Source organism: Flavobacterium gilvum, from assembly GCF_001761465.1.
Classification (GTDB): Bacteria; Bacteroidota; Bacteroidia; order Flavobacteriales; family Flavobacteriaceae; genus Flavobacterium; species Flavobacterium gilvum.
On record NZ_CP017479.1, the window covers coordinates 706,013 to 730,946 of the forward strand.

The 24,934-nt window shown below is 36.3% G+C and carries 15 protein-coding genes and 2 tRNA genes; 8 read left to right on the plus strand and 9 right to left on the minus strand.

Features of this window, described 5'->3' with window-relative positions; translation table 11 throughout:
* Nucleotides 1-104: 104 nt before the first annotated feature.
* The 3 genes from rseP (at nucleotide 105) to EM308_RS03060 (ending at nucleotide 1,715) form a co-directional block, all read left to right on the plus strand.
* Complete coding sequence (gene rseP / locus EM308_RS03050; RefSeq protein WP_035638323.1) at nucleotides 105-1,448, plus strand: RIP metalloprotease RseP; 1,344 nt, start codon at nucleotides 105-107, stop codon at nucleotides 1,446-1,448.
* An 83-nt stretch (nucleotides 1,449-1,531) separates the two neighbouring features.
* Nucleotides 1,532-1,605 (plus strand) — tRNA-Asn (locus EM308_RS03055).
* Nucleotides 1,606-1,641: 36 nt separating this feature from the next.
* Nucleotides 1,642-1,715, plus strand: a tRNA-Asn gene (locus EM308_RS03060).
* Here the strand turns inward: EM308_RS03060 and EM308_RS17860 are convergent.
* A complete protein-coding gene (locus tag EM308_RS17860; protein WP_081907315.1) occupies nucleotides 1,681-3,222 on the minus strand; it encodes a recombinase family protein in 1,542 nt (513 codons plus the stop codon). The two genes, EM308_RS03060 and EM308_RS17860, sit on opposite strands and share 35 nt — an antisense overlap.
* Nucleotides 3,219-3,449: a hypothetical protein gene (locus EM308_RS03065; protein WP_035638320.1), complete on the minus strand. Its 231-nt coding sequence runs from the start codon at nucleotides 3,447-3,449 to the stop codon at nucleotides 3,219-3,221. Before EM308_RS03065 ends, EM308_RS17860 begins: the two co-directional genes overlap by 4 nt.
* A gap of 335 nt (nucleotides 3,450-3,784) precedes the next feature.
* Here EM308_RS03065 and EM308_RS03070 point away from each other — a divergent pair, with 335 nt between their 5' ends.
* The 4 genes from EM308_RS03070 to EM308_RS03090 all read left to right on the plus strand — a co-directional run bounded on the left by EM308_RS03070 (nucleotide 3,785) and on the right by EM308_RS03090 (nucleotide 7,165).
* Entirely contained in the window at nucleotides 3,785-4,201 is a 417-nt protein-coding gene (locus tag EM308_RS03070) for a helix-turn-helix domain-containing protein (protein ID WP_035638317.1), read from the plus strand.
* A 163-nt stretch (nucleotides 4,202-4,364) separates the two neighbouring features.
* Complete coding sequence (locus EM308_RS03075; RefSeq protein ID WP_035638316.1) at nucleotides 4,365-5,264, plus strand: toprim domain-containing protein; 900 nt, start codon at nucleotides 4,365-4,367, stop codon at nucleotides 5,262-5,264.
* A gap of 258 nt (nucleotides 5,265-5,522) precedes the next feature.
* Nucleotides 5,523-5,918, plus strand: coding sequence for a plasmid mobilization protein (locus tag EM308_RS03085; RefSeq protein ID WP_081907313.1), 396 nt, complete (start codon nucleotides 5,523-5,525; stop codon nucleotides 5,916-5,918).
* Nucleotides 5,903-7,165, plus strand: a complete 1,263-nt coding sequence (locus tag EM308_RS03090) for a relaxase/mobilization nuclease domain-containing protein (RefSeq protein ID WP_035638312.1) — start codon at nucleotides 5,903-5,905, stop codon at nucleotides 7,163-7,165. The genes EM308_RS03085 and EM308_RS03090 overlap by 16 nt, the downstream gene beginning before the upstream one ends.
* Before the next feature lie 54 nt (nucleotides 7,166-7,219).
* Here EM308_RS03090 and EM308_RS03095 read toward each other — a convergent pair whose 3' ends face one another.
* Nucleotides 7,220-7,462: a hypothetical protein gene (locus tag EM308_RS03095; protein ID WP_035638310.1), complete on the minus strand. Its 243-nt coding sequence runs from the start codon at nucleotides 7,460-7,462 to the stop codon at nucleotides 7,220-7,222.
* Nucleotides 7,463-7,551: 89 nt separating this feature from the next.
* Nucleotides 7,552-8,334: a sialate O-acetylesterase gene (locus EM308_RS03100; RefSeq protein ID WP_035638308.1), complete on the minus strand. Its 783-nt coding sequence runs from the start codon at nucleotides 8,332-8,334 to the stop codon at nucleotides 7,552-7,554.
* A gap of 456 nt (nucleotides 8,335-8,790) precedes the next feature.
* On the opposite strand from EM308_RS03100, the gene EM308_RS03105 reads away from it, so the two are divergent.
* Nucleotides 8,791-11,421: a glycoside hydrolase family 3 C-terminal domain-containing protein gene (locus tag EM308_RS03105; protein WP_035638307.1), complete on the plus strand. Its 2,631-nt coding sequence runs from the start codon at nucleotides 8,791-8,793 to the stop codon at nucleotides 11,419-11,421.
* 400 nt (nucleotides 11,422-11,821) lie between these two features.
* Here EM308_RS03105 and EM308_RS03110 read toward each other — a convergent pair whose 3' ends face one another.
* The 5 genes from EM308_RS03110 to EM308_RS03130 all read right to left on the minus strand — a co-directional run bounded on the left by EM308_RS03110 (nucleotide 11,822) and on the right by EM308_RS03130 (nucleotide 24,699).
* Complete coding sequence (locus tag EM308_RS03110; RefSeq protein ID WP_051877830.1) at nucleotides 11,822-14,098, minus strand: glycoside hydrolase family 3 N-terminal domain-containing protein; 2,277 nt, start codon at nucleotides 14,096-14,098, stop codon at nucleotides 11,822-11,824.
* Nucleotides 14,099-14,459: 361 nt separating this feature from the next.
* Entirely contained in the window at nucleotides 14,460-16,091 is a 1,632-nt protein-coding gene (locus EM308_RS03115; protein ID WP_035638302.1) for a beta-N-acetylhexosaminidase, read from the minus strand.
* 138 nt (nucleotides 16,092-16,229) lie between these two features.
* Nucleotides 16,230-17,861 carry an alpha-L-fucosidase gene (locus EM308_RS03120; protein WP_070261774.1) on the minus strand — a complete coding sequence of 544 codons (1,632 nt, stop codon included), beginning with the start codon at nucleotides 17,859-17,861 and terminating at the stop codon, nucleotides 16,230-16,232.
* A gap of 5 nt (nucleotides 17,862-17,866) precedes the next feature.
* On the minus strand, nucleotides 17,867-19,705 hold the full coding sequence (locus EM308_RS03125; RefSeq protein ID WP_197056140.1) for a hypothetical protein: 1,839 nt from the start codon (nucleotides 19,703-19,705) through the stop codon (nucleotides 17,867-17,869).
* 452 nt (nucleotides 19,706-20,157) lie between these two features.
* Entirely contained in the window at nucleotides 20,158-24,699 is a 4,542-nt protein-coding gene (locus EM308_RS03130) for a polysaccharide lyase family 8 super-sandwich domain-containing protein (protein ID WP_035638300.1), read from the minus strand.
* Nucleotides 24,700-24,934: the final 235 nt, after the last annotated feature.

Here is a 24,934-nt window from a genome sequence, read left to right on the forward strand (position 1 = left end):
TTGAATTAATTAACAAACATTTAGAAGGATACTAAAAAATATAGCGTAAATAATAAAATAGAAAATAGTACTTTTGTCCGTCATTAAAGAACCGAAATTAAAAAATGGAAATAGTTATCAAGCTTTCTCAATTTTTATTGAGCTTATCATTACTTATTATACTTCACGAATTAGGACATTTTCTTCCTGCCAAAGCATTCAAAACCAGAGTCGAAAAATTTTATTTGTTTTTTGACGTAAAATATTCCCTTCTAAAAAAGAAAATTGGTGAAACCGAATACGGAATTGGTTGGTTACCTCTAGGCGGTTATGTGAAAATATCCGGAATGATTGACGAGAGTATGGACAAAGAACAAATGGCTTTACCTCCACAGCCTTGGGAATTTAGATCGAAACCAGCTTGGCAACGCTTGATTATCATGTTGGGTGGTGTTACAGTAAACTTTATTCTTGCTTTCATCATATATATTGGTATGGCATATGCTTACGGAGACTCTTATATCTCAAACACTGATTTGAAAGATGGTATTTTGATAGAAAATCAGGCGATGATAAATGCCGGATTTAAATCGGGTGACAAAATCGTAGCTGTTGACGGAGAAAAAATAATCCGTTTCGACAACGAAATAAACTCCAAAATTATTTTGGCAAAAGAAGTGGTTATCGAAAGAAACGGTAGTCAACAAACCATCAAAATGCCAAATGATTTTGTGGATCAATTATCAAAATTTGAAAAAGTACCATTGGCAGCAATAAGAATTCCGTTTGCAATTACGGAAGTTCCCGCAGAATCTTTGAACAAAGAACTTAAAGCAAAAGATATCATTGTATCCTTGAACGGGCAAAAAACAAGATATCTGGACGAAGTAAAATCTGTATTAGAAAAAAATAAAAACAAAACCATTCCTGCTATTGTTTTACGTGACCAAAAAGAAATCCCTGTTAATGTAATTGTTTCTAATGTTGGAAAAATGGGAGTTTCTATAGGTGGTTTAAGTCTTGAAACACTTGAAAAATTAGGTTATTATAAAATCACACATCAAAATTACAGTTTCATAGAGTCGATTCCTTTTGGGATAGAAAAAGGAAAAGATCAATTGGTTGGATATGGAAAACAATTAAAAATGATTTTCAATCCAGAGACCAAAGCATACAAACAAGTAGGCGGTTTTCACGCTATTTACAATATTTTCCCTAGTTCTTGGAGCTGGGAAGTTTTCTGGAGCATTACGGCAATATTGTCAATCATGCTTGGAGTTATGAACTTATTGCCTATTCCGGCACTCGATGGCGGTCATGTAATGTTTTTATTGTATGAAATCGTAAGTGGAAAAAAACCAAGCGATAAATTCCTTGAAAACGCCCAAATGGTTGGTTTTGTACTCCTTATCTCATTGCTTTTGTTTGCTAATGGAAACGACATTTACAAAGCAATTATGGGTAAATAAAAATAGTTGTAAAAAAGAGTGAAAATATTTTTGTCAAAGCAAAAATTCGACTATATTTGCACTCGCTAAAAAGAACAGCAACTTCCTCCTTAGCTCAGTTGGTTAGAGCATCTGACTGTTAATCAGAGGGTCCTTGGTTCGAGCCCAAGAGGGGGAGCAACTTTTTAGCAAACATATTTACCTTTAAGGTGATTCCTCCTTAGCTCAGTTGGTTAGAGCATCTGACTGTTAATCAGAGGGTCCTTGGTTCGAGCCCAAGAGGGGGAGCTAAATTGGAAAAGTCATTCTTCGGAGTGACTTTTTTTATTTCCATATCTTCGGAATCCCCGCAAACACTGGACAAAACATCCACTACCTCATTACGAGAATTGGTTCGAAAACCCTCTTTTTCTATAATTAAATTTTCGGGATAAATTATCCTCAAAAAACTCGCTTTTCCCTCGCCAGACAAGTGGTTGAACACATTTTCCAAGTCACATAATAATTCTACCGCTTTGTTAATGTATTTCCATGAATCATCCTTTGCAACTGATAGTGACAACAATTGATTTTCACATTGTTTCCTTTTAGAAAAATACCTGCTCACTACCTTATCAAATTGATCTTTATCAATCAAATTACTCATTAATTTATCCTCTGCACTCTCAATCAAATAATCAATTGATTTTAACTCTTGTTCAAATCTTACCGCCTCTTTTTTTACCCTCTCCACGTCTTCTTTCAAATAATCTCTTAAAACAGACTTGTAAAGACTTCCCATGCCTTTATTAAAAGATATACCCCTAATCAATTCTAAAAGCTTAGAATGCACATCATCTCTTTTATATCTTACTCCACATTTTGATTTGCAGTGATAATAAAAATAATACCCTCCATTACCCAATGATTTACTACCTGTTATCTGTTTGCCACATTTTGGACAAATAAGATTCTTTTTTATTGGAAAATCGTCATTTATCAAGGATGGTAATTTTGCATTTCGTTTGCGTCCAGAAAGAATATCCTGAACTTTATTAAAAAGCTTTTCTTTTACAATAGGTTCATGAAGACCTACAACAATTTGCTCTTCTTCCTTTTTATACTCCTTAATCAAAATGCAACCTTTATAAACCACATTACGCAGCATATTATAAAACTGTTGCTTTTCAAGTTTACAGCTATAATTTAATTTCAACCTCTTTCTAATTACATCTACGGATTCAATCCCTTTTGCAACTTCTTCAAATGCTTTTTTAACTATTAAAGCATCCTCATTAAACATCAGAGAGGCTTTCCCATCAATCCTGTAGCCTTTATATCCGTACGGAGCTCTATTAACGAAACAACCCTCTTTTTGAGCCTTTCTCATACAATCCCTAGTCCTTGCCGAATTCTTATCATTTTCAACTTCGGGGATAGCTAAATACATTGCCAAAACAAGTTTATTGTCCGGTACAGTCAAATCCAATGGTTGTTCTATGGAATTTACCTGGATTCCAAAATCATTTAATTTTCTAATGACAGTTAATGCATTTTCAGAATTTCTAGAGAATCTATCCCATTTGGTAAAAATTACTAAATCAACAATTTTCTTATTCAATTTAACATACTCAAATAATTTCAGCCATTCTGGACGATTAAATGTTTTAGCCGAATAATCATCTTGAAAATGATTACTCACTTTATATCCCTTTATTTCACAATATTTCCTCAAGCTCTCTTCTTGGTGTCTTAAACTAAATCCCAATTGAGCTTGTTCATCCGTACTTACTCTTGTGTATATAACTACATTCATTTAATTTGTTTTTTTTCGTGTTTTCTACGTTTTGATATTAATCTAGGTTTCTGCCCTTCATTGCTTTTCATTAAATAATTAGAAACCGTCAAACCTGCCAGTTTTCTTAAAAACTCCAAAATTGATCCTGCTTGGTCAAGTGTTACATCTAAATTCTCCTTTTTTAAGATTTTTACAGCTTGTTCAGCCGTTAATCTCCCTCTTTCATTCCCGTCATCTTTTCCCATTTGTAAATCCCTCTTCATTAAAAAAAGACCATCACTGGTCTTTTTTGTTCAACAATCATTTATTCCTAATAAAGATATGAAATATTTTTTTTTCCGATTCTAGTCAAAATATAGCTATCATAGAGAAAGAAATTGACTGATTTCTAAAAGACAAGTCTTTCATAATTTTACTTTTGTTAGCAATACATGCCTGAAAAATTGTATTTTTGTTTTAATACACAGCAAGTAAGCAATAGATTGTACCGTACCAAACTAATGGAAATTGTAACGTACCAAAGCGTACTTGTTTTTTACCAAACACTATTTTTCTAAAGAATTTTAAATATCTTTGAGTTATGGAAACAGTAACAAAACCAAAACATATCGGTAGAAATATTAGCCGAATCAGAGAGCTTAGAGGCATGAAACAAGAAGCATTGGCTAATGCTATTGGTGTAAGTCAACAGTCTGTTTCTAATATTGAAGGAAGTGAGACAATTGAAGAAGAAAAATTAATAGAAGTCGCAAAAGCTCTTGGTGTAAGTGCTGATGCAATTAAAAACTTCACAGAAGAAAATGTGATTAATTATTTCAATAACTTTTATGACAACAGCGCAAGCAATGGTCAAGGAGCATTTGGTCCAATTTTTAACTTCAACCCTTTAGAAAAATTAGTAGAGGCGTATGATGAAAACAAGAAACTTTACGAACGTTTGTTACAAGCGGAAAAAGAAAAAATATCTTATTTGGAAAAATTAATTGATGAAAAATAATACAAAATTTATTTTAATAAGTGAAAGAGCCTCGCAGTTTGCGGGGCTTTTTTATTTCACAAAAAAGAATCCGCTCCTAGTCAAAATTTAGCCATGATGGTAAGCCTATTTTTTTCTTGTTTAACTTCGGCTAACTGAATAATGAACTTGAAAATATACGGATATGGATTTCAGAAAAAAAAGGCTCTCTACCGAGGAAGCCAAAAAAATTGATTTGACAACCTACCTTTCGTCACTGGGACACCAACCGGTAGAGATTAGAAATGTGGACTATTGGTATCGTTCCCCTTTACGGAACGAACAAGAACCTTCTTTTAAGGTAAACCAAAAATTGAATGTTTGGTTTGATCATGGACTGGGCAAAGGCGGGAATCTAATTGATTTCGGAATACTGTATCATAACTGTTCCGTTGGAGAACTTTTGCAAAAGCTAGACACTGATTTTTCTTTTCAACAGCTAACCTCTTTTGCTTCAAATAAAAACGTCGAAACGGAAAGTAAAATCAAAATCCTCGGAGATTTTCCGCTTACTTCCCCATCTCTTTTGGTATACCTTCAGGAAAGAAAAATCCCCATCGAAATTGCTGAGCAATTTTGCCGTGAAGTCCGTTATGAATTGAATAATAAAAACTATTTCGGAATCGGTTTCAAAAACGATTCGGGTGGTTATGAAATTCGCAATCCTTATTTCAAAACAGGTTGTTCTCCAAAAGATATTACCACCATCAATAATGGTTCAGAAGAGGCCATCGTTTTTGAAGGATTCATAGACTTTTTATCCTTTAAGACAACGACCAAAAACCTTCCCGAAAAGGGTCAGGATTTTGTTGTTTTAAATTCCGTTTCTTTCTTTGAAAGAGCACGCCCTTTTATGGAAAACCACAATCTAATTCGGCTTTATCTTGACCGCGATGCTACAGGTATAAATTGTACCCAGCGTGCACTTTCAATGAGTCCAAAATACCAAGATGAAAGCACGCTCTATAAAAATCACAAAGATTTTAATGACTGGATTATGAACCCTGAAACAGCTCCAAAAAAACGTTTGGGACGAAGAATGTAAAATACGCCCGCAACTTATTTAGCATTTTTTGTGGACTACTCACTTTGGGTAGTTTTTTGAAAAATTGAAAGTCTTAAGAACTTTAAAAGCTAAAAGATTGCCACGTTCCTGCAATCGGCCAGATGAACGGTTGTCGGACAACCGGATCTGGCCACCCTATGCCTCGGAACTCGGCGGTGGAGAAACTGAAAAGAAAATAGGGTTTGAAGACATTGAAATGACTAACATAAATTTTGAATTTAATGAGTAAAATGAAAGATGATGGAAAGGGAAAATTCAAACAGAACACGCAAAATCACACTGCGACTGACACCCGAAGAATACACAAATATTGAACAGAAATGGAAAGCCAGTACTTGCCGTAAGTTGAGCGACTATGTTCGCAAACAGTTATTTAATAAACCCATTACAACCTATTACAGAAATCAATCTTTGGATGATTTTATTGAAGAAATGGCTACACTTCGTAATGAACTTAGTGCCATTGGAAATAATGTAAATCAGGTTGTAAAAAAGATGCACACCTTACAACAAATTCATGAATTTAGAATCTGGATTGTACGTTACGAATCGGAGAAAAAAAATCTTTTTAATAAGGTGGATGATATTCAAAATCACATTCATAAAATCACGGACAAATGGTTACAATCATAAAAACAAGCCATTCGATCCGCAGTATTTTAAACTATAACGAAAACAAAGTCAAAGCTGGCGTGGCTGATTGTATTGGTGTGGGTAATTACCCTGTTGATGTTGACAAAATCAGCGATGCGATGAAGCTAAGTCGTTTCACAAAACGACTTGAATTAAACGAAAATACCAAACGGAATAGTGTTCATATTTCCCTGAATTTCGACCCATCAGAAAACCATACCAAAGAAAAACTGATCGCTATTGCCGACACCTATATGGAGAAAATTGGTTTCGGAAAACAACCTTATTTGGTGTACCAACATTACGATGCGGGACACCCACACATCCATGTGGTTTCCATAAATATAGAAAAAGATGGCAAGCGGATTGACCTCCATCATTTGGGAATGCGAAAATCAGAACCGGCAAGAAAGGAAATTGAAGAAATCTTCGGATTGGTAAAAGCGGAAGGAAGAAAAAAGAAAGAGGAATTTAATCTGAAACCTATTTCAATGGGCAAGGTCCTTTATGGAAAGATTGAATCCAAGAAAGCCTTAACCAATGTTTTAAATCAAGTTCTCAATGAATACAAATATTCCAGTCTTCCAGAACTTAATGCGGTGCTAAAACAATATAATGTCTTGGCTGACCGAGGCAGTGAGAATTCAAAAGTATTTTTGGCAAATGGGTTAGTATATAGAATATTGGACCAACAGGGAAAGCCAATTGGAGTTCCGATAAAGGCAAGTGACTTTTACTTTAAACCGACTTTAAAATTCCTGCGAGAAAAATTTAAGGAAAATGAAATTAGAAGACCATTCGAAAAATCAAGGGTAAAAAACACCATTGATTTGGCTCTACTACGAGAACAGGTTCTGTCCGTAAACGAACTGGCTAAGATGCTTGAAAAAGAAGGGATTCATACCGTTTTCAGAAGAAATTCAGAAGGTCTGCTTTACGGCATTACCTATATCGACTATACAACAAAAAACGTTTTTAACGGGAGCAGTTTGGGGAAACAATACAGCGCAAAAGCCATTGAAGAGCGTTGTGGATTTATGATTGCTGGTGAAGAAAAAAGGAATCAGATGTATGAAAAACTTCCTTCTATAGAATTCTTGATTGATAAACTTGAAGATCAAAAAAATTTACTTTCCATTCCTGATTTAGTTAAAGTATTGGATATGCTTATGCATGCTGAATATTCTCAAGATTATATACCGAATCAATTAAAAAACAAAAGAAAAAAGAAACAAAGAAGAATTTAACATGATACAACTATGCTTTATTCATTCTTAAAAAACACTATATTCACAACTATGTTATTTACCAACTACCAACAGTTTGGTTGGACTGATCACTTTGATAAGAAAACTTTCCCACTGTCCCTTTAAGGCCGAAACATTTGTTCCTTCTTGTTTTACCAGTGCGTCTACCGCTTCTGATTTCCCAAGAGTTCCTGCAATAATTATAGATGAGGAAGCTGTTTTGTTCCCTATCTGCATTGATTTTCCTGAAACTAATGCTACATCTCTAGTGAATGCTTCTGCTGCAAGTGATACCACTTCAGCATCTTTCTCATCAACTATAATGGTTGAAACTGACGTTTTGTTAAACAGCTGAAATGAACCACTACTTTGATGTTCAGATATCTTTAGTGGTGAACTTGTTGTAACTGAAGCATTGCTTCGGCATAACGCTTTCCCAATTCTCTTGCCGACGCACTGTTAAAATGAAGACCATCTCCTTTATGTTGTAATCCATCGGCCGAAACAACCAATGTATTATTCACCTGCTGTGGTAAACGATTGACTTCTTTATTGATGAAATTTTGCTTGTTGAAATATCCAATCTCACCTGCAACAAAGGGCAGGTTTGGCATATTAAGATCATTTCTTAAACGATTGACCAATGCAACGAGTTTGTCTAAATAAACTGCGCTGTTTATTGAATCATTATCTGATTCACCCTGATGCCAGAGAATACCTTTCAATACACCTGTTTGCATGGCAATCTTTACACGTTTAATGGCATCATCGTAAGGATGTGCATTTAAATAACTGGCACCGGGTTCCCATACTTTAATAGGCGAACCTCCCCAAGCGCAAGGAACAAGTGCAATTTTAATTTTATTATTATTTCCTTTTATAGCTTTTGCAAAACTAATGGCAGGCCCTACACCAGCATCTTTAGGCTTATCGAAATGAACAGGATCGGTTGCAGGTACCCAGTGATTTTGTGAATCGAGCATAATAATTTGAGGATCGATAACTTTACTTTCAGCATCTATCGCTCCCCTGCCTGCCATATTCGATTGACCTATTAGCAGGTAGACCTGCGTATTTCTGTCTACTCTATTTTGAGCTTGAGATTTCCAACAAGCGGTGCTAAAAACCATAAAAAAAACAACACTTACTAACTTGATTCTTTTCTTCATATAACTGAGTTTAGATTTTCATCATCAACTACTTTTTTTTCTAATCCATTAATTCCTATCTTACTAATCGCATTTTTCAACAAAAACCGTCCTCTTTCATATCAATTAGTTTTCAAATATAAATAAAATATTATCCCTTGTTAATATCAGAAAGATTTAATAAACTTCATTTCCACTAGCAAATCTTTCAAAAGAAACAATAACACCTTTTAGAAATATAAAAATAGTTTTTTAGTTTAACCATGCCGTCTCCACAACTAGAGAAAGAAAAGACAGGATTATTTTATGCGTCTAAACGGCATTGTCTCAAAAAAATTAACATTCTTGTTGGCAAATTCACGAGTTTTACAGAGTTTTGCACAATAGGATGCAAAATGAATTTATCCATATTTTATTTAAAAATAAAATCTAAAAAAGTCATTCCACAATTATTTCATAAATTATTACCTTAATAGAATGAATAAAAGAAACCTTTTTCGTCTGGCAACACTTTTTTTACTTTTTTCAATTGTCTCCAATGCCCAAAACACAGAAAAAAAATATCTTTTTCAGAATCCCAAATTAAGTTTCGAAGAAAGAGTGAATGACCTTGTAAGTCAATTAACTCTTGAAGAAAAAGTAGCACAAATGCTCAATGCTGCCCCAGCCATTCCAAGACTTGGAATTCCAGCTTACAATTGGTGGAATGAAACCCTTCATGGTGTGGCAAGAACACCGTTTAGAGTGACGGTTTATCCTCAGGCAATAGCCATGGCAGCAACATTCGATAAGAGTTCACTTTTCAAAATGGCCGATTATTCGGCACTGGAAGGCAGAGTAATTTACAATAAAGCTGTTGCCTTGGGACGTACCAAAGAGGGGTATCTGGGACTTACCTATTGGACTCCCAACATTAACATTTTTAGGGACCCCCGTTGGGGACGCGGGCAGGAAACTTACGGAGAAGATCCGTACTTAACCGCAATGCTGGGCGACTCTTTTGTAAAAGGGCTACAGGGTGACGACCCAAAATATTTAAAAGCAGCAGCCTGTGCCAAACATTATGCGGTTCATAGCGGCCCCGAACCTTTACGACATACTTTTAATACCGATGTAAGTGCATACGATCTTTGGGATACCTATTTACCGGCATTCCAAAAATTGGTAGTCGATTCAAAAGTAGCTGGAGTTATGTGTGCTTATAATGCTTTTAGAACGCAACCTTGTTGTGCCAATGACGAACTTATGACAAATATACTGCGCAAACAATGGAACTTTAAAGGTTATGTTACTTCTGATTGTCAGGCTATCGATGATTTCTTTAAAACCCACAAAACCCACCCGGATGCAGAATCTGCCTCTGCAGATGCTGTTTTTCATGGAACCGATTTGGATTGTGGCAATGTTGCTTACAGAGCATTGGTTCAAGCCGTAAAAGATGGCAAAATTCCGGAATCTCAAATCGATATTTCGGTTAAACGCCTTTTTATGATTCGGTTCCAATTGGGAATGTTTGACCCGGTTTTAATGGTAAAATATGCCCAAACACCAGAATCTGTATTAGAAAATAATGAGCACAAAGCTCATGCCCTAAAAATGGCGCAACAGTCAATTGTATTGCTTAAAAACGAAAACAATACATTGCCTTTGAACAAAAAAATCAAAAAAATTGTGGTTCTTGGCCCAAATGCCGATAATCCAATTTCAATTTTAGGAAATTACAATGGTACGCCAAGCAAACTTAGCACTGTTCTTGATGGAATTAAAGAAAAAGTAGGTAAAAACACAGAAGTCGTTTATGAGAAAGCCGTCAATTTTACAAACGACACCTTATTGGTTTACACTGCCGTAAAAGACCAATTTTCTTTTGAAGGAAAACCGGGTTTTAAAGCCGAATATTTCAATAATACAAACCTTAGCGGCTCACCTGAAGCCGTACGAACCGAAACGGAATTGGATCATTTTTGGCAAGAAGGCGAAAAAGTTATTGGCCAAATTAATGCCAATAACTTCTCTGCCCGTTACACAACCGACTTTAAAGCTACTACTGACGGTACTATCACTTTTGAACTTTCTGCCGATGACGGTTATCGTTTTTTTGTTAATGGAAAACAAGTCATAGATACTTGGAGAAGAAATCGATGGGGAAGCAAAACATACAAATTGGAAACCAAGAAAAATTCGGTTTACAATTTGGTGGTCGAATATTGGCAAGGAGAAGGAAAAGCGAACATCAAATTGGCCACCGGAAATTTGGTTCGCTCCGATTTTAATGCAATTCTAAACCGTAATAAAGATGCTGATGCTTTCGTATTTGTTGGTGGTATTTCACCACAACTTGAAGGTGAAGAAATGAAAGTGAATTACCCTGGATTTAATGGAGGCGACCGCACTTCGATCATGTTACCAGCTGTGCAAACAGAATTTATGAAAGCATTAAACACTACTGGAAAGCCAGTTGTTTTCGTTATGATGACTGGAAGTGCCATTGCGATTCCTTGGGAAGCCGCACATGTTCCTGCGATACTAAACGCTTGGTATGGTGGACAAGCCGCAGGAACCGCCATAGCCGATGTTCTTTTCGGCGATTATAATCCAGCTGGTCGTTTACCTGTCACTTTCTACAAAAGCGATAGTGATCTCCCTCCTTTTGTTGATTATACAATGGAAAACAGAACCTATCGTTACTTCAAAGGACAACCTCTATTTGGTTTTGGTTACGGATTGAGTTACACCACCTTCAATTACGACCAAATGAATGTACCCGAATCAGCTCCAAAAGGCAAAGAAATTACGGCCTCTGTAAGAGTTACAAATACCGGTAAAACTTTCGGAGAAGAAGTCGTACAACTTTACATCACCAATCCCGATAAATCAATTAAAACCCCATTAAAAGCATTAAAAGGTTTTACTAGAATAAGCCTAAAATCGGGAGAAAGCAAAATAGTATCGTTCCCGCTTACGCCAAATGATCTCTCTTATATCAATTCAAATGGTGAACTCACTCAGTTCCAAGGTAAAATTGATGTAAGCATCGGCGGAAGCCAACCTGATGAAGCTTTAAAAACAAGTGGAAACATCGTCAAAAAAAGCATCAAACTGTTTTAAACTATTTAATGTAATATCTTAAAAGAATCTTCAATCAAATAATTACAACTAAAATATCATCTATTAAACAAAAAATTGATACAATTTTGTCTTTACAAAGTATTGGTTCTATTTATTAGTTCGCAAAACAAATTTATCGAAACCTTTGCAATCTTTTTTATTATAGTCAAACTAGCAACTTGAATTAATTAATAAAATATAAAAGCATCGTATTATTCTTTTTTAAGTATTTAAGCTATTTTCAATTACAGCAAAAATTCATTAAACAGTGATTTCTGCATTATTACGAATTCCCATTCACTTTTGGACAATCCATCTAGGTATGCGTGCTGAATTTAAGTCGATGCTGTTCCATTTGTTTTAATATTGGTTCTGGATTGCAGGTTTCTGTCTAATTCTATTAAAATGTTAATTTGAAAGTTTCAGTCAATCCGTGTAAACAATCGCTTCCTACCTTGACACTATACGACCCTGAACCGACTTCAGGTTTTAATTCTTCATTTAAAAATGATAAATCTTTAGCTTCCAAAATAAGTTCAACGCTTTTCGTTTCTTTAGATTCAAGGTGAATACGGGAAAACCCCTTCAAACGTTGATTAGGCTGAGTAATACGACAAAGATTATTTGACAAATAAAGCTGTACTACTTCATCTCCGCCAAGAGCACCAGTATTGGTAACATCAACTTTTACTTTTACCCTTACTCCGTCCTTGCTTTTCTCAGGTGTACATTTCAAATTAGAATAGCTGAAAGTTGTGTAAGATAATCCAAATCCAAATGGAAATTGGGGTATATAGCGATCGTCATTTGCTGGTAATTCGGCATAACCCCCTTCACGACCATAAGGTCTGTAATCATACGTCAGTGGAGCTTGACCGGTAAACATAGGGAAAGTTATTGGAAGTTTTCCGGATGGGTTACATTTCCCTGTCAATACCTCTGCAATAGCGTTTCCTCCTTCTTCTCCCGGATAGAACGCCATTACAACACCTTTCACTTTTTTAATCCAACGGTTCATCACCACCGGTCTTCCGTCTAAGAGCACCACCACAACAGGTTTTCCGGTCTCTGTAACTTTCTCAATCAAAAGCTCTTGCTGCCCCATTAGTTCCAAAGTTGCTCGCTCACTGCCTTCTCCCCCTGTTACTCCATAAGCCCCTCCCATGAATAGTACACAAATATCTGATTCGTTGGCTATCTTCACAGCTTCATCTATTCCACTTGTGTCTTCACCAACAAGTCCACATCCTTTAGCGTATTTAACAACTACCTCTTTTCCCAGGTAATTTTTTAAAGCTGTCAAAGGCGTATTTCCTTTTACGTCAGCAGCAGAATATCCCCCAACTGAAAGCTTATCTGCATTTGGACCAATTACGGCTATTTTTTTCAGATTTGAATTTAGAGGCAACACCGATTCGTTATTTTTCAATAACACAATTGATTGACGGGCTGCGGTTAACGCAAGTTTTCTATGATCAGGAGCATCAGCAATACGTTCCGTTTCTTTTAAGTCTCCATAAGCATTCTCAAATAAACCGAGTCTGAATTTCAAGCGTAACATACGACGCACACTCTCATCTAAAACTTCTGTACTAAGGCATCCTTCTTTTACTTCACCTATAAGCTCTTTATAGTAGTTAACACGAGGCAAATCTACATCCAGTCCTGCCTTTAAACATAAGGCTGCCGCTTCTCCCTTTGTAGCCGCATGCTTATGCCTAAGATGAACATAATTAACAGATGAAGCATCCGAAACTACAATTCCCTGGAATCCCCACTCTTTTCTGAGAACATCGGTCAACAACCACGGATTTGCAGTACAGGCCACACCATTGATTGCATTATATGCGGTCATAATACCCAATGCACCAGCCTCCTTGACTGCTGCTTCATAAGGAACTAGGTGAGTTTCCCTAAGCTCTCGCTCGGAAATAGTTACATTAACGCCTTCACGCCCACCATCTCCAACATAATTAGCCAAAAAATGTTTTGGGGTACAAATAACTCCATTCGACTGCACACCACGTATAAAAGCGACACCCATTCGCGAAGCTAAATAAGGATCTTCACCAAAAGTTTCTTCAACCCTACCATGGCGAGGTTCCCTACCAAGATCCAGCACCGGTGTTAATAGTTGTCTTACCCCATAACTATGTGTCTCCTTACCGATAGCATTTGCAATTTCCTCCATAAGAGCAGGATTAAATGTTGCAGCCATCGCAATAGACTGCGGAAAGCAAGACATCCCTTTCACAGCCAACCCATGTAAACCCGCATTCGTTACCATCAAGGGAACTCCTAACCGTGTTTTTTCCTTAGCGTGTTTTTGAAGCATATTAATCATATCAACACCTATTTGCATATCCAGATCTGACGGTAGGCGTGCAATCGATCCTACACTATTAGCCTCAAAATCACTGGCAATCTTTGCCCCTTCTTTTTTGAAAATATCCATTCCGCTAAGGCCGGCATTTTCTGCTATATTTTTTCCCGCACCAAAACACATCATATTAAGCTGATAGACTTTTTCCTCAAGTGTCATCTTGGCAAGAAGGTCATTTACTTTTTTCTCAATTGACTCACTTTGCGGGATTATCATTGATTTTTTAGACATTTGTGCATTTATTGTTCCAAATAGCAATGCAATAAAAAGCACACAATAAATTCTTTTTTTCATTTATTATTTTTTTTATAAGGTGAATAACTCAGTGTATATACTTGATACACATAACTACCAATCATCGGTTCTAAAACTGCTCGCCGGAAATCCTTCGGTGTTTAACAAATCTCCCGCAACAAAATCTTAAAAGGCATATCTCACAGCTACCGGGTTAGCAACCTCTGGAGCTGATACCTGTAGTTTTCCCTGAGAGATTACTACTTTTGATGGATGAAAACTTTTATCTTTTTTATAATCTTCAAAAATTTTGGATTTTTGTTGAGCAAAAACCATTGTAATGGTTAACAGATTCAAAAGAAGAATTAATCCCTTTTGAATCTATTTTTTATTACCTAATAGATTCAGACATAATAGTCCCCTATTCTGCAAAATAATTAGCTCCCCAGATGCTGTATCTTTTTTTCTGGGTTTCTATTTTTGACTGGAACTGTGACCAGTTTCTATTTTCTTTTGGTGACCATAATACTTCGCTTAAAGCGCTCAAACGTGGGAAAATCATGTATTCTACTTTCGCAGGAGTTTGCATGTATTCTGTCCAAACGTTTCCTTGAGCTCCCATAACATATTTAGCTTCATCGGCAGTTAATTCTTTTGGAACTGGTTCATAACTGTAAATTTTTTCCAAGTTTGTAAAACCTCCAATGGTAACTTCTTTGTCATCTTTTGTCTGAGAGTGATCCAAATAAACATGACTTCCCGGGGTCATAATTACCTGATGTTTGTCTTTGGCTGCAGTAATTCCTCCTTTTTCTCCTCTCCAACTCATTACAATTGCATTTGGTGCCAAACCTCCTTCAAGAATTTCATCCCATCCTATCAATGTTCTTCCTTTTGAATTAATGTATTTCTCCATACGCTGGATAAAATAACTTTGCAATTCATGTTCATCTTTCAAGCCTTTTTCTTTTATCATATTTTGGCAAAATTCACTTCGTTTCCAAGCGTCTTTTGGAGATTCATCTCCACCTATATGAATGTATTTTGATGGGAATAAAGTCACCACTTCGTCGATAACGTCCTGCAAAAATTTGAATGTATATTCGGTTGGAGCATACACATCCGTAAAAACACCCCAAGTTTCCTGAACTATTTTAGTTCTTCCGTTGGCCAATTCTTCTTTGCTTTTGTCTGAAATCATTTTATCCGAAAGTTGTGTTTTCTCTTGAGGAAAACAACTCAATTCTGGATAAGCCGCAATTGCCGCACTACTATGTCCAGGCATTTCGATTTCGGGAATTACCGTTATAAAACGATCCGAAGCATACTTAACAATGTCTTTAACTTCTTCCTGTGTATAAAAACCCCCTTCGGGAGTATTATCACTTCCTGTACCTGGTGCATGACCTATAATGGTTCCGTTTCTCTTGGAACCAATCTCGGTCAATTTAGGGTGTTTTTTAATTTCGATTCTCCACCCTTGATCTTCGGTTAAGTGCCAATGGAAATAATTCATTTTATGCAAAGCCAAATAATCAATATATTTCTTAACGAAGGAAACTGGGAAAAAATGACGCCCTACATCAAGCATAGCTCCTCTGTAAGCAAAACGAGGTTCGTCTTTTACATCTACTGATGCAATTGTTAAGCTACTGCTTTTTTCAACTGGCAACAATTGAATCAATGTTTGCATTCCGTAGAAAGTTCCAATTCCAGAATTTCCTTTAATTTCAACTCCTTTTTCGTTTGATTTTAATGTATAAGCTTCCGCTTTTAGGCCTTCAACTTTTTTGCCGCTTTTTAACCTAATAAAATTTTTATTTGATTTTTTTACAATCGGCAATTTAAAACCGTAATGATCAGACAAATAATTATTCAAGTAGTCTGCTGTTTGTTTATCCTTGTTATTGGACACAACCAAACTCGTTTGTGAGTTAACCACAAAGCTTCCTTCATTTCTTGTAACCTGTACTGGCTGAGGAATAATGTTGACTTCCTGAGCGAAAGATAATGTGCTACACAAAAGCAGCGCAAATAAAAATGTTCTAACCATAATTTACAATATTTTAATTAATTGGGTTATATACTTAATTTCTTCATTATTTGATTTTGATGGATTGTCTTTGGATTGTTTTGTGAAATATGGTTTCTTTAAAAATTGATCAAACAAACAATAGTTTTTTTTTATTAATTACAAAGCCCCTTTTATTTCAAAAACTGCTGCATATTTTGAAGGACGATTTGCAGGAATTTTTAAAGTCAGTTTTTCGTCTGTTTGTTCGAAAGCAACTTTTTTCCCATTCAACATTTTTATTGATTTAATCTTTTTTGGTGCTTGTTTTGATTTCAATCCCAATGTTGGAAGTGCAATTTCGCCTTCGGTTGGATTCAGAACGAAAACATATAAAATATCACCTTTGGTAGTAAATCGCACTTCGTCATTTCCATAAGGTAAACTTTTGATGGTTCTTTGATTAAACTGTTCAGATTCGGCTTGTTTTTTTAGAGCATCCAAGTCGGCATTGGCGATATTTCTGGCACGTTTTAAAGACGAATTTAGGTTGTCTCCATAGACTCTCCAGGGTTTACTGGCGTAAATGGCTGCACTATTTTGATTGACCCAAGCACCCACTTCGTCAAAAATCGCTTTTTCATCGGGAGAAATACTTCCATCCGGTAAAAGTTCCATATTTAGTAACAAATTCCCATTTTTGCTATTTACATCGGCAAGCATTTCTATAATAGTTCGAGCGTTGTGAACCATTTCTCTGTCTTTTTTGTAAAACCATCCGCTGCTGGTTGTTATGATTCCCTGCCAAGGTTTTAGGTTGATTCCGTTAGATGTTCCACATTCAATATCTTTCACGATTGCATCATCTTCCGAAATTTTTCCGGCAGCAACAGCCATTATTTTTCCGTTTTTCTTTAAACTATTTTCAAACAATGTGCGACAAACTTCTTTACCTGGTTCTCCATACGGGAAACCGTAACCGTCAAACCAAATCATATCTACATCGTATTTGGTTACCAATTCTTTGTGACGCAACACCCATGTTTTTTTCATGTCGGCAATCCATTCTGGAGTTCTTTTGGCAGGAGGGAGTCCGTACAAATCGGCTGGATCAAGTCCTTCCCACCATAAACCTTTCCCATCTTCTTTGGTAAGATTTCCATCATAAGGAACGCCTTTTAATGGGCCAGAACTATCCGAACCAAAAGCAGGAAGCCACCAATTTAAATACCGATCATCGTGTGAGCTCACTGCAAAAGGCATATTGTATTTTCGTGCCGATTCTCTAAAATCGCCAACAATATCTCTTTTGGGACCTATATTTACTGAATTCCATTTTTGATAAGTCGAATTGAAATCATCAAAATGATCGTGATGTACTGCTAAAATCATAAAATATTTAGCTCCAATTTCTTTGAAATATTTCATCAAAGCATCTGTATTCAATTTTTCGGCTTTCCAGGATTGAAGAACTTCTTTGTATCCCACTTTTGAAGGATGTCCGTATTGTTTAAGGTGGTTGGGATACGCATCTTTTCCAAAAGTTTGCGAACCTACATCCTGCATATACATATGGCGGGCGTACCAGCCACCACCCTCATCAGGCTGAGATTGTGCTCCCCAGTGCAGCCAGATTCCAAAACGAGCTTCGGTGTACCATGCGGGAAATTCATAGTTTTGTTTTAATTCCTCCCAGGATTTTTCTTTTCCCTGAGAATAGGATTGAATCGAGAATAAAATCACCAAACTCAAATACAAAGCAAATTTTAATTTTGACCGGGTAAAACCCAAAACTGAATGTCTTTTTTTCATTTTTTTTATTTTTTTACTGGTAAAGACTTCTCATCTGACATCTCCCTGTTGACCAACTTTCTGTATTTGTCAACTGAAGCTCCCATACCATTTGTTAAATGATATTCTGGACTCTTGAACACAAAAGCATAAGGTTTGTACAGCGTTGCACAGGAAGGATTTTTCTTTTTTAAATCATCATATTGCTTCCAGTAATTATCATAGTTTTTAATAGAAGTCTTGATTTTGGCTTTGTCGTAAGAACCTGTTTTGTCACCTTCAAACCCGAGTGCCATAATATTCCAACCTTCGGCAATAATTTTGTGTAACAGCAATCCGTATTGACTGGATACCCTAACATAAGTTTGGTCAGCTTTATCGCGGATGACGATTTTGCGACTCAATGCTTCAATTGTCTGCCAGATATTTACTGCTTCATATTTCTCTGCAACAGCTTTTTGCAACAAACCTTCTTTGTAGTATTTGTCAAATAGACGAAACAGCATCCCTCCAGAGCTATATAATTTGCTTTCTGGAGTAGGGTCTATTCCTCCCAAAAATTCATCTCGCATCCAAGTAACAGAACCACTATTAAAGGGTAATTCATTGCTGTAGTGGCCTCTTATGACAGCTTTTGCGGAAAGCAAACACAATTCTCGGAAACTTTTGCGGGAAGCACCGCTAATTCCGTTTTCGTCCATAAAATGATTAAAGACCTCCTCCTCAGTTTGTGCAGTATTGGCTGCCCAATGAGCAATTACATAAGCATTGAGCTTGCACCAGAATTCGTTGCTGATATAAGGGCCAACCCAGCCACCACCACGACTCCAACTCCAAACGCCTTTGAAATTGGGACTGTTCTTAATATCATTTAGTGACTTATAACCCTTTTGCGGAGTATTGGTTTCATACTCTTCAAAACCATTAATCACACCATTCATGACATAATTAGGGTAGGATCCTTTTCCTTCGTATTCACGTTGGCATTGTACTTCTACGATTTGGGGATGTTTACCAAGTGTTAAGGTCGGGTTGAAACCAAAAGTTCTTAGATAGTCGCCTTTTGTATGTTTGATAGAAAATATGAGCTGTGGATGAGGATCAATACTGTTGACTACTTTTAAGTAATAGTCTGGTGACTCGTGCATCCCGCCAAAAGACCAAGTACGGTAAAATATGGTTTTGTTTCTTTTTACACAGACTTCTTCACGTAAAAGATTTATTAGTTTGATATGACTTTCTTCTTTGTTGGTAATAGGATTATTGCCTGTGTGATAAGGAACATTGTTTGTGTAGGTTTCGCCGGTGCGAATGACCAATCCGTCCAAATCTGGGAAGGTTTCAAATAATTCGTCCAACATGATTTTGTGAATTTCCAGTGTACGTGGACGTTCAAATGATATGCGTCCTTGACTATCACATATTTCATCATGATACAATTCTACCAGTTTTTTTGGCAAAACAATGATGTCGGTAAAGTAATATACTTTTATCCCTGCGGCATGAGCCGCTTTAATATTCTTTTTTACACGCTCTGCAGCTTTCATTACCCACTCCAATTCTTTAGACCCTTCGGGGAAAATATTAGGATTTAGCTTTTTAAAAGTTATAGCCGCATGAGCAAAGGTGAAATCATTCATAACCTGACCTGTGTAACCTTGTTTTGCAAGTACGGTTGGGTCATTAAAAACAGATTGTGTTAATGCTTCGCCTGGATTATGGTGAACCATGTCCAGAATATATAATCCATTTTTATCCTGCGAAAATGCTTTTGATGCTAATGAAATTATCAAAATCGTCATTAACATTTTTATTAAACGAATATTCCTGTTTGCGTTACTAATTGTCATTGCCAATTTTCTCATATCATTGTATTTATAAACTCAAAGAAAAGGCCTCAATAGCGAGTATTGGAGCCTGATTAATTTTTTTAATTCTTTATAACTTGTTAAATATTACAATCCTTTAATACTATCCTGAATTATGTTCCTATTTGGAATCAATTTTTATTTCAATTAACAGAATTGGGAGGAGTAATTATTAAGTTAAGATTAGTAAGTTATTTGGCAGAAAGATATATCATCTGCATCAAAACAACACCCATAACATTCTTTTTCAATAAGTTAAAATAAAAACAAATCAGAGACACCCTCCCTAACTCAATTCTAGCAATAAAGGATATTCTGCTTTGACACAGAATACCCTTTTATTAAAAACCCCAAAAAAAATCACTGTTTAGTTAAGGGTCAATAAATGTGTTATAAGAGACAAAGTGAGGCTCTGTTAAAGCTCTCAACTTTGCCCTTTTTTTATTTTATTACTGTTTGACAATCGTACTTCTAAAGGTTTCAACACCATTTTGAATTACTACTATATAGTTTCCGGAAGGTAAATCCCCAACGAAAACATTTTGCGGAACAGTAGTAAAACGAACCTGACGAAGCTTGTTTCCTAGTATATTATAGATACCAATTGTTGCATTTGGATCAAGTTTTGATGAAACACTAACATTAAAGTTATCATGAACAGGGTTTGGGTAAACAGAGAAATTAGCCGAAGTTGTTGATCCCTCGTTTACTACTACTTTTGAAGTACTGTCACAAGAACCCAGCTTATCTCCATGATTCAAATGGGATTGAACGGCAGATTGTGCTACGCAAATAATAGTATTGTTGTGGCAAATCTGTACTTTGTCATTATTGTTTCCACAGCTTACATCTAGTGTATTCACTGTAATCGAGGCAGTAGATTGACATCCTCCCGCGTAGGAAACAGTAACTGTATATTCACCTGCTTGTGTAACTGAAATCGATGGCGTATGAGCCTCTGTGTTCCAAGTATAAGTAAATTCTTGGTCTCCTTGTACCAATGAATTAAGAGTAAGTGATGTAGGTCCGTATCCTCGATAAATGGTGTTTGCATCATCTATGGCTGGATTCATCGCGTAGACATCTGGAATAGACAACTGTACCAAAGGACAAACCACATTTACATTAACAACCGCAGCAGTTGTAACAGCTCCATCGTTATCAGTAGCTTTTGCTGTCAATGCATACGAACCAGAAGTAACGTTATTCCAATCAAAACTATAAGGTGCAGTAGTAACTTCTCCCAATTTAGTTTCTCCATTGAAGAATTCAACTTTGCTCACGCTGCCGTCTGCATCTGTTGCATTTGCGCTTATAGTAATATTTGCAAGAGCATCATAATTTGCATTTGCCAAAGGCGAAGTAATGGACACCGTTGGTTCGGTATTCACCCTTAGTACTTGTTCTACCTCTGTGGCAACATCATAAGTATCATTACCATCCTGTTTAGCCGCAATGGTACTGGTTCCTCTCCCAACAATAGTCACAGTGTTTCCGCTTATGGTAGCCACATCAGTATTCGAACTAGTGTAGCTAACTGGCAAACCAGATGTAGCCGTAGCTGTCAAATCAAAGGTTGCATCGGTGAATGCTTTTGTTGGTATCGGATCAAAAGTAATAGTTTGTGGAGTCAAAACACGGTTCAATTTTATTTCAACCGGAAATCCATCAGCAAGGGTGAATGTAATTGTTGTTCCCTCTGCGGTAGCTGTGCCTAAATTAGCATTAGCATTTCCTTGTGAAATTGTCCACTCACGGTTCAATGTTAAGGTAATCATTTTTGGTGTGGATGGTGCAGCTCCCATATCTGGATTACTCACAGAAAGAAGTATCTCTGTATTATTATCATTCAGCGATTTATACATTGCCAAACAAGGTGTATCGTTTGCTTTAATCAAACCATCTACAATTGCAGTATTGGCGGCAGGCAATGCATAAGCCCAAGTTTTGGAAGCTTTGTGCTCAATTATTTGTTGGTTAGCATTGTTTTGATAAACAGTATATGGTTTATCCGATTGCATTTGTTGTGCAAATTGAGTCATTCTTCCTGCATTTGCCGAAGGAATACAAACAAATTCGTAGGAACTGTTTGTTGGCGCAGTTCCATGATCCAAATAAGCAACTCGATAATTGTTCCCTTTGTTACTTGCAATAGTCGCATCTGATGGATTAACCTGAGTTAGATAAGGGGTTACTTGATTTGAATTTCTGATTTTTAAAGTTCCCGAATTCGGTAAAATGTAAAATCCTGTGCTGAAATTATCTATAATCCAGTTAGCCGAAGTACCTTCAAACGAATCTGTAGCTTGATTGGTTTTTACCTCACCGTTTACCAAAACATCATTTGAATTATTATTCAATCTTTGGGACAAGGTTGTTACAGTAGGATTAGTAGCATCGTTATTTGTAATACCACTGGCCAAACAAATAATCATATCATCGATAGTAAAATAAGTTTTAGTAAACTCGAAAGTCCCATTGTGAGTATTTGGACCATACACAGTTCCGAAACCTAAATCAGTACGCTCTTTAAATTTCATCGAAAAAAGTCCGGATTGTCCAGTAGTTTTAGACAAAACACCTTTATTTGCCTGACCTAAAGCCAATGAACCGGCAAAACCATAAGTATTATATTCGTCAATTCGCTCTTTTTCAGCATGCAATTTACTCCATGGCAATACAATAGTTGTAGCTCCAGGATTGTAATTCCAGTCCCAGCCTATATCGCTATACCCGTTTCCGGTACTAACATTTCCCGGATAAATGATATCCAAGGCACCGTAACTTTGATATCTTCCAAATCTATTTTGACCCGCATAAATTTCAGACCCCCATAGTACATTCGATTGTCCTTTCATAGAGGCAATCCAATTGTTTTTTCTGTAAATTCCTAAATTGGCATAGTTGAATTGAACAAACCCTTCTTCAAACGGAGTGACTGTACTGTAGTTGAATTGGCTGTTAACACCATATTTTCTGTTATAAGTACCTGCCAAAACAGGATCGGCACCAGGTAATCCTAAAATTTTACCACCTACTATAGCAAGATTACCCAAAGTATTAGACGATAAAGTAGTAGTCTTAGTTTGGGCATTTCTACCAGCCATGGCAAAAGGTTTTACTCCTCCATCATTGCTATACATTACTTGGGCATAAATGGCATCCCTGAACCTAAGATATGAAGATTGGTCTATTTGAAATCCGGTATCAATCATAGATTTTAAAACAGTAGTGGCAGTACCATAGGCGTACATATAACCATCATAACTATTAGAGTGGTGATATCCTAAACCATCTTTTTTTATACCATCATTACCATTTGCAGTATGCATCGTAAAACGTTCTACAAATCTTTTGGCTGTTTTTAAAAAACGTATTTTTTCATCATTGGTTTTAAACCAATCCGAATACGCCATATACACATCTGAATGTAAATAAATATGATCTGAAGATATTCCACTATGATTGAAGTCGTAATTGGGATTAAAAAGATTTTGGAAATTAGACGTCTCTATAGCAAGCGAATTACCAAATAAATTTTTCACATTATCCGGAAGATAATTATTCAGAAAAACGGCAGCGCGTGAAAATACAGGATAACTATAAAAATCAATTGCCACATAAGGACTTGTCCCCTTATTGCAAAACAGGTCAGATAAATACCACACCGCTTTAACAGCCTTATCACTTATGTTAGTATCATTAGGGTTAAATTTTAAATATCTGGCAAACGTCTTCAAGAAATTAACCTGATTACTATTTGTTAAAGGATTACCGGTTATAGTATTCCCATTAACCGTAATATTTAAAGCGTTATAATCATTAATAGCTGTGTCTAATTGAGCTGACGTAGGAGGTGTTGTCCCAAGAAGCTGATCCGATAAACTAGCTCGGATAGCCGCTAAATCACTTATTTCCGAAGGGGTAGCTGCTGTAAGCGGTAAATCGAAATTAAATACTGGTTTACACACCGGAAGCATATTAATGAATTGCCCATTTACTTTTACATAATCCAATCCAGCTTGACGAAATGTAGCAAAATCATCGGCACGGACAAATCGCAGCATAATTTGATCTCCATTACTCGAAGCATCAAAAACATAAGAAAATGCAAGCGTTCTTACAACTCCCGATCCAGTGATAACAACAGCAGATTCGCCCAAAACAACATTGTCGGTTACATTATAAACCTGGAGTTTGAATGCACAATATGATGCGGCTAATTGCCAATATTTTACTTCAAGATTAATTACTTCATTGGCAGAAGGACTTCCATCCAGTAAATATTGCACTCCCTGCAACGTAGGTGTAGTAGCAGTTCCTTTAATAGCGATTGCCCCATCATTAAGACCGTCTCCATTATCGGCATCAGTTTTAATTCCAGCTGCTGCTACAGTAGGATTTTCAATTTTTGTCCAGGAAAAATCAGTTACATCAAAGCTGACAGACGGTGGCGCCTGCATGCTGATTAATTGCCCATTAATCTTCAAATAATCTATACCTGCCTGACGAGTAGTTGCACTTACGTCATCGGCACAGACTAATCGTGCCATAATTTGGTGACCAACATTTGAGTCTGTAAACGTATAGGAAAATGGGGTTGTACCTACACCACTCGTTGGAGTTGAAATCACAGGCGATTCTGCCAAAACAAGGTTATCGGTTACGTCATAAACCTGCATTTTAAATTTTAAAGATGCCGAGCCAATTTGATAATAATTTACTTCAAGATTGATTTGTTCACCACTTACAGGACTTCCTGCCAGTTGATATTGCAATCCTTGTAATGTAGATGTGTTTGCCGCATTTTTAAGAATCATTGCGCCATCTCCAGCACCGTCACCATTGTCGGCATCTGTATAATAAATGCTTATGCCGCCATTTTCAATTTTTGACCAATTAAAATGACCTGAATCAATTGTGATTTGTGCTCTGGCTGCACCAGAAATCAAAAACAGATAGAGTAATAATTGAGTAATTTTTTTTTTCATTTTTTGTGGTTTTTGTTTTTAGATTAGCTAATAGTTTAAAAAGCTTATATTTGATTGCGAAATCGATTTCAAAAATACTTTAGAAGGAGACTTCAAAGGGCGGATATTGTTCCATTTTTGGTTTAAAATATTCCATTTATCACTGGTTTCCAACATTTTAAACACCTCATCATTAATACTTTTACTGTGTTGGTACATTCTAGTATTATTCTAACATAAAAGTCTCATTACTCTC